Origin of the sequence: Streptosporangium canum, from assembly GCF_900113865.1 — a bacterium.
In the GTDB taxonomy this organism is placed as follows: Bacteria; Actinomycetota; Actinomycetes; order Streptosporangiales; family Streptosporangiaceae; genus Streptosporangium; species Streptosporangium canum.
Genome location: NZ_FOQY01000023.1, coordinates 126,630 through 138,529, shown reverse-complemented (window position 1 = coordinate 138,529; position 11,900 = coordinate 126,630). Strand labels below are relative to the sequence as shown.

The window sequence follows — 11,900 nt, the reverse complement described above, 5'->3', positions numbered from 1 at the left end:
ACCGCGCTGCTGGACATCTTCCTGATGTTCTTCGTCCTGGCCGGGTTCGCCTGCCTGGTGGTCGACCGGGACCGGGCGCGTGGCCGGCTGGTCGACTGGTACGAGACCTCGCCGCTGAGCGAGCATGGCCCGTGGCTGGGGCTGCGGCCGTGGCGGATCGCCGCCGGGCTCTGCCTGGGCGCGGCGTGCGCGGTCAAGTGGTCGGGGATCTTCTTCCTGGTGGCCTTCGCGGTCATGTCGCTGATCTGGGACGCCGGGGCCCGCCGGGCGGTCGGGCTGCGCCGGCCGTACGGCGGGATGGCCGGCAAGGACCTGCCCACCGCCCTCACCGCCATGGCGGCGGCTCCGGTGATCGCCTACGTGGTCTCCTGGAGCGGCTGGTTCGCCTCCTCGTTGGGCTGGGGGCGCAACTGGGCCCAGGCGACCTCGCAGGGACCGTTGTTCTTCGTCTTCGACTCGATCCGGTCGTGGCTGAACTACCACTTCCAGGTCCTCGGCTTCCACACCGGCCTGGCGACCCCGCACGGCTACCAGTCGGAGCCGTGGAGCTGGCCGCTGCTGCTGCGCCCCGTGGCGTTCTTCTGGGAGACGCCCAAGAGCGGGTGCGGGGCGTCCAGCTGTTCGCAGGCGGTGCTCGGGGTCGGCACGCCGGTCATCTGGTACGGCGGGCTGGCCGCGCTCATCGCGATGATCGCCTGGTACGTGGCCACCCGCGACTGGCGCGCCGGAGCCGTCCTGCTCGGCTACGCCGCCGGCTGGCTGCCCTGGTTCTACTGGGCGATCGCCGACAACCGCACCATGTATCTGTTCTACATGATCCCCATGGTCCCCTTCATGATCCTGGCGATCGTGCTCGCCGCGGGCCTGGTCATCGGGAAGACGGACGCCGCGCCCAACCGCAGGGCGGTCGGAGCCGCGTTCGCCGGGGCCTTCATGATCCTCGCGTTGATCAACTTCGCCTGGCTCCACCCCGTGCTCGTCGCCGAGGTCATTCCGCACGCGCAGTGGTGGGCGCGGATGCTTTTCCCGCGGTGGGCCTAGCGAACCCGCGGCGCAGCGAGATCGCGGCGGCGAGGCAGGCCAGCGGCACCGCGGGCAGCAGGTAGCGGTAGTCGAACTCGGCGGTCGCGGCCGGGGCCAGGATGAGCCCGAAGGCGGCCAGCCAGGGCAGGAGCACCGGCCCGCCCAGCTTGCGCCAGCGCACCGCCACCCCGGCCAGGCCGATCAGGAGCAGGACGCCGACGACGATGCCGGGCATCCGGACCGTCCGCTGGTAGGCCTGCATGAAGGAGGCCCACGGGTCGTGGACCTGGGTGCCGACGACGCTCGGCCGGCCGCGGATCTCGGCGGTCGGCAGGCTCGGGTCGTACTTGCGCGCGTCGGTGTCGGTGTTGCCCTTGTAGGACGCCCAGGCCGGGAGCACCTTGTCCTCGAAGGAGAACTCGTACTGCTGGAAGGTCGCGTAGTCGGGGAAGCGCGGCCGGTCCCAGCGGAAGGCGCGGAAGAAGTCGAGAGCCACCCGGGTGAGGTAGTCGCCGGGCTGGGACATGATGGCCCGCCTGGCGAACGTCCCGGCGGCCTGGTTCATCTGCGGGGTGAACGTGCTGCCCGTCCCGAAGGCGTGGAAGCGCTGGCCGCCCCTGGCCCACCACAGGTAGTTCTGGCCGGAGAAGCTGCGCTCGCTCGGCGGGTCGGAGATGCACAGCAGCGCGATCTCAAGATCCTTGCGGGGGTCGAGCTCCATCTTCCTGCAGTCGGCGAACAGCGCGGTCCGCATGTAGAGGATCGCCCCGTCGCTGCTGGTCATCGAGAAGGTGCCGTGCGCGGAGGCGAACCAGCCCATGTAGGCGAGCACCGGGAGCGCGCACGCGGTCAGCATCGCCGTGATCGGCTTCCAGCCGGTGCGCTTGATCAGCATGTAGGCGCCGACCAGGGCGAGGATCGGCAGCCCGATCGACCGGGTCAGCGCGGTGAGGGCGAGCAGCAGGCCGATGACCGCGCCGAGCCGCCAGGACATCTTCCGGTGCCAGAGCACCAGCGTGACGATGCCCACGACCAGCAGCATGAACATCGTGTCGGACATGATCAGGTGTTCGAGCTGGATCTGGTAGGCGTCGAACAGCACCGGCACCGTGGCCAGCGTCGCCCCCCAGCCGGGCAGGCCGAACCTCCTGCGCAGCAGCGCGTAGACCAGCACCGCGATGGACAGGCCCATCAGGTGCTGGACGAAGGCCACCAGGCCGAAACTGTGGAAGGGGCGCAGCAGGAGGAGCCAGAAGGAATAACCGTTCGGGCGCAGGGCACTGGGCCTGTCGGGGTTGACGGCCCCCGACACGTATTCGAAGGAGTCGTTGAACCACAGCGCCGGGCCGTACCCGAGCATGGTGACGACACGCAGCACGAACGCCAGCGAGAGCGCGGCCACGAACACGCGGTGGCGGCGTAGGAACGCCCACAGACGTGCGCTCCAGTCGCCTGGAGGCGTCTCCAGACGTGCTCGTTCGGCGACGGTCACCATGCATTACAGGATGCCAGTCGTTTCACGGAGTTGACCCGCGCAGTAGACGATAGAGGGCATCATGATGAGATTGGCCTGTGCCGTATACGAGGGGTTGAGACGTGGAACTGACCGTGGTCATGCCTTGCTTGAATGAGGCGGAGACCGTGGAGACCTGCGTACGCAAGGCACTGGCCTGCATGCGGGAACACGGGATCGACGGAGAAGTGCTGATCGCCGACAACGGCAGCACCGACGGCTCGCAGCAGCTCGCGCGAGACGCCGGGGCCCGGGTCGTGCACGTGGACGCCAAGGGGTACGGCAACGCGCTCATAGGCGGCATCCGCGCGGCCCGGGGCCGGTACGTCATCATGGGCGACGCCGACGACTCCTACGACTTCACCGCGCTGCTGCCGTTCGTCGAGCAGCTGCGCGACGGCGCCGACCTGGTGATGGGCAACCGGTTCAAGGGCGGCATCGCGCCGGGCGCCATGCCCCCGCTCCACCGCTACCTCGGCAACCCGGTGCTCTCCTTCATCGGCCGCCTGTTCTTCCCCAGCGCCATCGGCGACTTCCACTGCGGGCTGCGCGGCTTCCGGCGCGACTCCATCCTCAAGCTGGGCCTGCAGACCGGCGGCATGGAGTTCGCCAGCGAGATGGTGGTGCGCTCGACGCTGTCCGGGCTGGACGTGCGCGAGGTGCCCACCACGCTGTCGCCCGACGGCCGCTCCCGTCCGCCGCACCTGCGCTCCTGGCGCGACGGCTGGCGCCACCTGCGCTTCCTCATGCTCTACAGCCCGCGCTGGCTGTTCCTCATCCCCGGCATGGTCCTGATGACCCTCGGCCTGGTCGCGGGCGCCACCCTGACCTTCGGCCCGGTCTACATCGGCAAGCTCGCCTTCGACGTCGACACCCTGGTCGGCGCCTCCGCCGCGATGGTGATCGGCTTCCAGGCGGTGCTGTTCGCGGTGTTCACCAAGGTCTACGCGGCGGAGGAGGGTTTCCTGCCCGAGGACAGGCGGGTGCGCAAGCTCATCGACATCGTGACCCTGGAGAAGGGCCTGGTCGTCGGCGGCCTGCTGGCCCTGGCCGGTCTCGGCGGCCTGGTCGCCTCGCTGGTCCACTGGCAGACGCGCAGCTTCGGCCCGCTGATCCCGTCGGAGTCGCTGCGGCTGGTCGTGCCCTCGGCCACCGCGCTGATCATGAGCTTCCAGACCATCTTCGCGGCGCTGTTCGTCAGCATCCTCGGTATCCGCCGGACCAGGGAGACCCCCATCGACGTGGCCGCCTCGGCCGCCGAGGAGGCCGCCGAGGCCGTATCCCGGGAGAGCACCAAGGCCTGAGCCCGCGTCCCTTAGGCTTGGCATCATGTCCCAGCACATCTTGACCGCCGTCGCGTGGCCCTACGCCAACGGCCCCCGCCACATCGGGCACGTCTCCGGATTCGGCGTTCCGTCCGACATGTTCAGCCGCTACCAGCGGATGGTGGGCAACAAGGTCCTGATGGTGAGCGGGACCGATGAGCACGGCACCCCGATCCAGGTGCAGGCCGACAAGGAGGGCGTGAGCGCCCGCGAGCTCGCCGACCGCTACAACCGGGTGATCGTCGAGGACCTCCAGGCGCTCGGGCTCTCCTACGACCTGTTCACCCGGACCACGACGGACAACCACTACGCCGTGGTGCAGGAGATCTTCAAGGGTCTCTACGACAACGGCTACATCTTCCCCAAGACCACGATGGGCGCGATCTCGCCGTCCACTGCCCGCACCCTGCCCGACCGCTACATCGAGGGCACCTGCCCGATCTGTCATTACGACAGCGCCCGCGGCGACCAGTGCGACAACTGCGGCAACCAGCTCGACCCGATCCAGCTGATCAACCCGGTCAGCAAGATCAACGGCGAGACGCCGATCTTCGTCGAGACCGAGCACTTCATGCTCGACCTGCCCGCGTTCGCCGAGGTGCTGGGCTCCTGGCTGCAGTCCAAGCAGGGCGAGTGGCGGCCCAACGTGCTGAAGTTCGCCCTCAACCTCCTGGGCGACCTGCAGCCGCGTGCGATGAGCCGCGACCTCGACTGGGGCGTGCCGATCCCGTTGGAGGGCTGGAGCGACCAGCCCAACAAGCGGCTCTACGTCTGGTTCGACGCCGTCATCGGCTACCTCAGCGCCTCCATCGAGTGGGCCCGCCGCTCCGGCGACCCGGACGCCTGGCGGCAGTGGTGGCAGAGCCCCGACGCCCGTGGCTACTACTTCATGGGCAAGGACAACATCGTCTTCCACGCCGAGATCTGGCCTGCGCTGCTCCTCGGCTACAACGGCCAGGGCTCCCGGGACGGCAAGCCGGGCGCGCTGGGCACGCTGAGCCTGCCGTCCGAGGTCGTCTCCAGCGAGTTCCTGACCATGGAGGGGCGCAAGTTCTCCTCCTCCCGCCAGGTCGTCATCTACGTGCGTGACTTCCTGGCCCGCTACGACGCCGACGCGCTGCGCTACTACATCGCGGTGGCCGGCCCGGAGAGCCAGGACACCGACTTCACCTGGTCGGAGTTCCTCAACCGCAACAACGGCGAGCTGGTGGCGGCCTGGGGCAACCTGGTCAACCGCTCGATCTCGATGGCCGCCAAGAACTTCGGCGTCATCCCCGAGGCGGGCGAGCTGACCGACGCCGACCGGGCGATGCTGGAGCGCAGCCGCGCGGCCTTCGCGAAGGCCGGCGCCGAGTTCGAGGCCTCCCGGTTCAAGAACGCCACGAACGAGGCGTTCGAGGTCATCCGCGAGGCCAACCGGTATCTCGCCGAGCAGGAGCCGTGGAAGATCAAGGACAATCCCGAGCGGGTGAAGTCCATCCTCCACGTGGCGCTCCAGGTCGTCGACGACGCCAAGACCCTGCTCACCCCGGTCCTGCCCAGCTCCTCCAACAAGATCTACGCGATGCTCGGCGGCACCGGCGTGTGGTCGGGAATGCCGGAGATCCAGGAGGTCACCGAGGAGAACGGCCGGTCCTACCCGATCATCACCGGCTCCTACGAGGGCGCCGCCCGCTGGGAGTCCACCCCGATCCGGCCCGGCACCCCGCTCGCCCCGCCGACCCCGCTGTTCACCAAGCTCGACCCGAAGATCGTCGAAGAGGAGCTCGCCCGCCTGGCCGGGTGACACACGTCGGTCTGTCCGCCTGGCCGGGTGACGCGCGTCGGTCCGCCCGGCCTGGCGGCGCGCGTCGGTCTGCGCTCGGCCCGGCGGCATGCGTTGGTCCATCCGTCCGGCCTGGCGGTGTGCGCCGGTCCGGACGGGGGTGTGCGCCGGTGCGCCGGTCCGGACGGGTAGCCCGCGTCCACGGCCCGCGCCCGGCGGTCCCGGTGCGGGCCGTATCGGCTCCTCGGTAGGTTGGGTGCCGTGAGCACGACGAAGCTTCCCGCCGTCCCCGAACCCCTGGCCGCCGAGGTGTTCGACAGCCACTGCCATCTGGACATCATGGTGGGCAACCGCCAGGCGTCCTCGGGAGACCCCGTCGCCCTGGCCGCCCAGGCGGCTCAGGCGAGCGTCGAGGGGATCCTCCGGCAGGCCCGCTCGGTAGGCGTGACCAGGCTCGTCACGATCGGCTACGACCTGCCGTCCTCGCGTTGGAACGCCGAGACCGCCGGGCTCCACGCCGATGTCTACGCCGGGGTGGCGATCCATCCCAACGAGGCGCACGCCTCGACGCCCGAGACCCTCGCCGAGATCGAGGAGCTGGCCCGCCTCCCCCACGTCAGGGCGGTGGGGGAGACCGGGCTCGACTACTACCGTGACTGGGCGTCCAAGGACGACCAGCACGCCAGCTTCCGGGCGCACATCGAGATCGCCAAGCGGACCGGCAGAGCCCTGGTGATCCACGACCGCGAGGCCCACGACGACGTGCTGCGCGTCCTGGCCGACCAGGGCGCCCCGGACGTCGTGGTCTTCCACAGCTTCTCCGGCGACGCCGAGATGGCCGGCAGGTGCGCCGAGGCCGGTTACTTCATGTCCTTCTCCGGCCCGGTCACCTACAAGAACGCCGGCTATCTCCGCGAGGCCGCGGCGGTCGCGCCCAAGGAGCTGATGCTCGTCGAGACGGACGCGCCCTACCTCCCGCCGGCCCCGCACCGGGGCAAGCCCAACGCGCCCTACCTCATCCCGCTCACGCTGCGCTGCCTGGCCGAGGTCAAGGGGATGGAGCCGGCCGGGCTCGCCGAGGCCATCAGCGCGAACGGGGAGACCGTCTTCGGCGCCTGGTGATCCGCCCCGGCGCTCTCCGGGCCGGGGAGCGCGTGGCCGGATCGCCGTGGTGACGGCGGTCAGCCCACCGCCGCGCCGAAGTCGGCCGGGCCGCCGCCGTCGAGGGCGGGCACCTTGCCGGTCCCCGGCGCGAGCGGGATCCCGGTGGAGTCGTTGCGGCCCAGCAGCGCCACCGCTCCCGAACCGTTCCGGTCCGGCGCGCCGACCACCAGGCGGTTCCCGCTGAACCCCACCGACCAGCCGGCGCGGTCACCAGGCTCGCCCCGGCCGACCAGCCGGGACCGTCCCGGATCCCGCACCGGCACCAGCCGTACGCCGCCCCGCTGGTCGGGCCCGTCGAACGGGACTCCCACGGCCAGCCGGGCGCCGCCCTCGCCGGTGAAGGCCAGCGAGAAGCCGTATCCCTCGCCGGCGGCGCCCTCCGCCCCCTGGTCGAAGACGCCCGCGGGGGTGATCTCCGCCGTGCTGGACGCCTGGAAGAGATGGACCAGCCCGGAGTCCTTCACCCGCCCGCCGTCGCCGAGCGGCGCGCTCACCGCCAGGTAGCCCACGTCGCCCTCCTCGGCGTAGGCCATCGCGTAACCGAACCGGTCGCCCGCGTCCGCGTCGACGATCTCGTGCAGGTCCCATTTCCTGCCGGTGTATCCGCCCCGGGCGGTGCGCACGTCGAAGAGCACGGCGATCGATCCCGAGTCGAGCATGCCCTCGCCGTCCTGCCGCCCCAGCCCGTCGTCGTTCTCGTACGGCGCGCCGACCGCGAGGTCCTGCTCGCCGGGGGCGCCGCCCAGCCTGCCGATCGCCACCGACCAGCCGAACATGTCTCCGGCCTCGCTGTTGCCGGAGACGCCCTCGCTGTCCTGGGAGATCCGCCGGCCCGCGCCGAGCGCGCCGGTCTCGAACAGGTAGACCGCCCCCGCGTCGGCCACCCCGCCGGCGTCCTCGTACGGCGCGCCGACCGCCACCAGGGTGCCGCCGGAGGCCAGGGACCAGCCGAAGTGGGCCTCGCGCTCCGGCCGGGGGGCGACCAGGCGGACCGTCTCGCGGCCGGCTCCGCCGTACACGGCGTAGACCGCGCCCGCGTCCCGCAGCCCTGAGACGTCCGCGTACGGCGCGCCGATCAGCAGGTCCGCGCAGCGGTCGGCGTCGAGGTGGGTCAGCTTCACCGACCATCCGAAGCCGTCGCCCGCGCCGGGCTCGGGAGCGCTCACGACCGTCGCGCCCTCGCCCCGCCCGAGCAGCACGTGCACGGCGCCGGCGCCGGCGATCCCGTGGTGGTCCGCGAACGGGTCGCCGACCACCGCGTCGTCCGTGCCGTCGCCGTCGAAGTCGCTCGCGCTCGCCCCCGAGCAGGCAGTGGAGAGGGCGGAGGCGGTCCCGGCGGCGGGCGGCACCGCGAGCATGGCCGTGACCAGCAGGGACGCCAGAAGCCTCATGACAGCCTCACCTCGATCTCCGATCCCCCCTCGATCACGCGGCCGGTCAGCTTCAGCGGCTTGCGGGCCGGCGGCAGGTCGTAGACCAGGACCCCGTCCGCCCTGCCGCCGGGGGCCAGGGTGCCCGGCAGGCCCGTCGAGACCGGCTCCGGGCTGTGGGTCGCGCCGCGGTCGTCCACCAGGACGATCGGGGTGCGGCTGATCGGCGCCGCGGTCCCTGCGGTGTTGAGCAGGGTCCACCGGACCGCGCAGAACCGGCCGCGGACCGGGGCGGCGCCCTGGTAGGCGGTCAGGCCGCACCGCGGGGCCCGGGAGATGATCAGTTGCGGGTCGTCGAGGAGGGAGCCGGTCGCGATCCGCCTGCCCACGTCGGTGCCGCCGGCGGTGGCGACGGCCGCCGGCCCCTGCCCGGCCTCGTCACCCGTGTTCACCAGCACGGCGACCGTGACGGCCAGGGCCGCGGCCACGGCCGCGGCCGGCACGGCGAGCAGTCGGCGCCTGCGCGGCGACCGCCCGGCGGCGGCCGTACCGGGCGGGGCCGAGGACGGGGTCTGAGCCGTACCGGGCGGGGTCGTGGGCGGGGCCTGGGCCGTACCGGACGGGACCGGAGCCGGGACGGCGGACGGGGCCGTGAGCGGGTCCGGGACGGAGGAGGTGGAGGACGCGGAGGAGGCCGGGAGGACGTTCACGTCCAGCACGCCGAGGGTCTGGGTGGAGTCGGGCTCCACGTTGGCCGGGGGCCGCCACGACCGGCTGAGCATGTCGCCGGCGATCAGGGTGGGCGGATCCGCCGGAGCGGCGACCGGCCCGGCCGGTGCCGCGATCCCGCCGCCGACCAGGGCGAGCAGCAGATCCTGGGCGGTGGGCCGCTGGTAGGGGTCCATCGCGGTGGCCCGGCGGGTCAGGTCGTCGAGCGGAGCGGGGAGCGCGCCCAGGTCGGGCGGGCTGTTGAGCAGCCGGGTGGCCATGGTGACCAGGTCGCCCCGGCCGTAGGGGTGACGGCCGTTGCCCGCGTAGGCGACCAGGCATCCCCAGGCGAAGACGTCGGCGGCCGGGGTGATCTCCAGGCCGCGCACCTGCTCGGGAGCCCACCAGCCGGGGCTGCCGAGCACCTCGCCCGACTGGGTGAAGCTCTGGGTGGAGTCCAGGGCGCGGGCGATGCCGAAGTCGATCACGCGGGGCCCGGACATGGACAGGATCACGTTGGCGGGCTTGAGGTCGCGGTGGACCAGCCCGGCGACGTGGATCGCGGCCAGCGCGGCGGCGACCCCGAGGGCCACCCCGTGCAGGGGGCCGGCTTCGAGCGCGCCGTGCTGGGCGATCTGGCGCGACAGCGGCGTGCCGGCGATGTATTCGGTGACCATGTACGGCCGGCCGTCCTCGTCGTTGCCGTTGTCGAGCACCTGGGCGGTGCAGAACGAGGCCACGCGCCGGGCGTTGCGCACCTCCGCGTGGAACCGCGCGGCGAACCCCTCCTCGACCGCGAACTCCGCCTTGACCATCTTGACCGCCACCGGCCTGCCGGTGGGGGCCAGTGCGAGGTAGACGGTCCCCATGCCGCCCTCGCCGAGGCGGCCGAGCAGCCGGTAACCCCCGACCTGCTCCGGATCGCCGGGGCGCAACCCTTCGGCGCCGGGCTGGTTCACGTCCTCATCACGGGGCGGATTCCCTTCCTCGCCGACGACCCCCCGTACGGCAACGTTATCCACAACGGGACCTCCCGTGTCCATCACGCGTCGTCACAGTGTGTTCGATGCGCGAAACTTGTCGGATGACGTGGGGAGTGCAGCCGTGAGCAAGCGCAGCGAACGATTCAGTGGGCACAGCGGCCCGGCGGACGCGGGTGCCGTCGCGCCGGGCGGAGAACCAGCATGAGCCTTCTCGGTCCGGTGGAGATACGTAATTTGGCGGAGAAGTTGGATATCCGCCCGACGAAGAAGCTCGGCCAGAACTTCGTGATCGACGGCGGAACGGTCCGCCGGATCGTCCGGGTCGCCGGGCTGCGGCCGGACGACGTGGTCATCGAGGTCGGCCCCGGGCTGGGATCGCTCACCCTCGCCCTGCTCCCCGAGGTCCGCGGCGTGGTGGCGGTGGAGATCGACCCGGTCCTGGCCGCCCAGCTCCCGCTGACCGTCGCCGAGCGCGCCCCGGAGTTCGCCGAGCGCCTCACCGTGGTGCTCGCCGACGCGATGCGGGTCCTCCCCGGCGACCTGCCGGAGGACCTGCCGACCGCGCTGGTCGCCAACCTGCCCTACAACGTGTCCGTCCCGGTGGTGCTCCACCTGCTGGAGACCCTGCCGTCCCTGCGCACCATCCTGATCATGGTCCAGTCCGAGGTCGCCGACCGGCTGGCCGCCGCCCCCGGATCGAAGATCTACGGCATCCCCTCGGTCAAGGCCGCCTGGTACGCCGACGTCCGGCGGGCCGGGCCCGTCGGCCGCACGGTCTTCTGGCCGGTCCCCAACGTCGACTCCGGGCTGGTCGCGATGACCCGCCGCGAGCCTCCCTCGACCAGGGCCGCCCGCGAGGACGTCTTCGCCGTCGTGGACGCCGCCTTCGCCCAGCGCCGCAAGACCCTGCGCGCCGCCCTGGCCTCCTGGGCCGGTACGGCCGCCGCCGCGGAGCAGGCGCTCCGCGCCGCCGGGATCGACCCCTCGGAGCGTGGCGAACAGCTCACCGTGGAGGATTTCGCGCGGATCGCCGAGAACCGCGTGTAGGGCGATTCACCGGGGGATCCGTGTAGGGCGGCCGGGGACCCCGTTACGATCGGACACCGTGACGAGCAAGCGAGCACCATTGAGGGACTCATGAACTCCGTGACCGTCCGCGTGCCCGCGAAGGTCAACCTGCAGCTGGCGGTCGGGCCGCTCCGTGACGACGGCTACCACGACCTGGTGAACGTCTTCCACGCCGTCTCGATCTTCGATGAGGTGACGGCCACCGCGGAGACCGGGATGAGCGTCCGGGTCGAGGGCGAGTCCGCCGACCAGGTGCCCGAGGACGCCGACAACCTCGCGATCCAGGCCGCCCTGGCGCTGGCCAGGCACGCGGGGCGCTCCTACGGCGTGAGTCTGGTCATCCGCAAGGCGATCCCGGTGGCGGGCGGCATGGCCGGTGGCAGCGCCGACGCCGCGGCCGCGCTGGTCGCCTGCAACGAGCTGTGGGGCCTCGGCCTGCCGGTCGAGGACCTGATGGAGATCGCCGCCGACCTCGGCAGCGACGTCCCGTTCGCGCTGCTCGGCGGTACGGCCGTCGGCACCGGCAGGGGGGAGCGGCTCACCCCGCTGGAGGTGGGCGGCCGGTTCCACTGGGTGTTCGCCCTGGCCGACGGCGGCCTGTCCACGGCCAGGGTCTACGCCGAGTGCGACCGCATGCGCGAGGCGACCGGCGAGGAGATCGTCTGGCCCCGGGCCGCCGACCCGCTGCTGGCCGCGCTCCGCCGGGGAGACGCCAAGGCCCTCGGCTCCGAGCTGGCCAACGACCTGCAGCCCGCCGCCGTGATGCTCCGCCGCTCCCTCGCCCGGACCCTGGAGGCCGGTCGCGAGCAGGGCGCCGTCGGGACCCTCGTCTCCGGCTCCGGCCCCACCTGCGCCTTCCTCGCCGAGTCCGAGACCCACGCGGACGAGCTGGCCCTGTCCCTCAAGGGCGCCGGCGTGGCCCGCGACGTCATCACCGCCTACGGCCCCGTCCCCGGTCCGACGGTGGTATAGGCCGGGACC

General features: G+C 72.0%; 9 protein-coding genes. 6 read left to right on the top strand and 3 right to left on the bottom strand.

Going from position 1 to position 11,900, the window contains the following annotated elements; translation table 11 throughout:
• A partial coding sequence (locus BM085_RS28710) for a dolichyl-phosphate-mannose--protein mannosyltransferase (protein WP_093889992.1) occupies positions 1-1,041 on the top strand: 1,041 nt, incomplete at its 5' end.
• On the opposite strand, the gene BM085_RS28705 is transcribed toward BM085_RS28710, so the two are convergent.
• A complete protein-coding gene (locus tag BM085_RS28705; RefSeq protein WP_093889991.1) occupies positions 989-2,518 on the bottom strand; it encodes a hypothetical protein in 1,530 nt (509 codons plus the stop codon). The genes BM085_RS28710 and BM085_RS28705 overlap by 53 nt on opposite strands.
• 101 nt (positions 2,519-2,619) lie before the next feature.
• On the opposite strand from BM085_RS28705, the gene BM085_RS28700 reads away from it, so the two are divergent.
• The 3 genes from BM085_RS28700 (at position 2,620) to BM085_RS28690 (ending at position 6,748) form a co-directional block, all read left to right on the top strand.
• Positions 2,620-3,840: a glycosyltransferase gene (locus BM085_RS28700; RefSeq protein ID WP_177245320.1), complete on the top strand. Its 1,221-nt coding sequence runs from the start codon at positions 2,620-2,622 to the stop codon at positions 3,838-3,840.
• A 25-nt stretch (positions 3,841-3,865) separates the two neighbouring features.
• On the top strand, positions 3,866-5,647 hold the full coding sequence (gene metG / locus BM085_RS28695; RefSeq protein WP_093889990.1) for a methionine--tRNA ligase: 1,782 nt from the start codon (positions 3,866-3,868) through the stop codon (positions 5,645-5,647).
• 240 nt (positions 5,648-5,887) lie between these two features.
• Positions 5,888-6,748, top strand: coding sequence for a TatD family hydrolase (locus tag BM085_RS28690; protein WP_093889989.1), 861 nt, complete (start codon positions 5,888-5,890; stop codon positions 6,746-6,748).
• 59 nt (positions 6,749-6,807) lie between these two features.
• Here the strand turns inward: BM085_RS28690 and BM085_RS28685 are convergent, their stop codons facing one another.
• Both BM085_RS28685 and BM085_RS45375 read right to left on the bottom strand, forming a co-directional pair.
• Positions 6,808-8,181 (bottom strand): FG-GAP repeat protein, encoded by a 1,374-nt coding sequence (locus BM085_RS28685; protein WP_093889988.1) that lies wholly within the window; start codon positions 8,179-8,181, stop codon positions 6,808-6,810.
• Complete coding sequence (locus BM085_RS45375) at positions 8,178-9,890, bottom strand: serine/threonine-protein kinase (RefSeq protein ID WP_245789753.1); 1,713 nt, start codon at positions 9,888-9,890, stop codon at positions 8,178-8,180. Before BM085_RS45375 ends, BM085_RS28685 begins: the two co-directional genes overlap by 4 nt.
• 162 nt (positions 9,891-10,052) lie before the next feature.
• Between BM085_RS45375 and rsmA the strand changes: the two genes are divergently transcribed.
• The gene (gene rsmA, locus BM085_RS28675) at positions 10,053-10,898 is read left to right on the top strand and encodes a 16S rRNA (adenine(1518)-N(6)/adenine(1519)-N(6))-dimethyltransferase RsmA (protein ID WP_093889987.1); all 846 of its coding nucleotides are present in this window, start codon (positions 10,053-10,055) and stop codon (positions 10,896-10,898) included.
• A gap of 90 nt (positions 10,899-10,988) precedes the next feature.
• Complete coding sequence (locus BM085_RS28670; RefSeq protein ID WP_093889986.1) at positions 10,989-11,891, top strand: 4-(cytidine 5'-diphospho)-2-C-methyl-D-erythritol kinase; 903 nt, start codon at positions 10,989-10,991, stop codon at positions 11,889-11,891.
• Positions 11,892-11,900 lie beyond the last annotated feature (9 nt).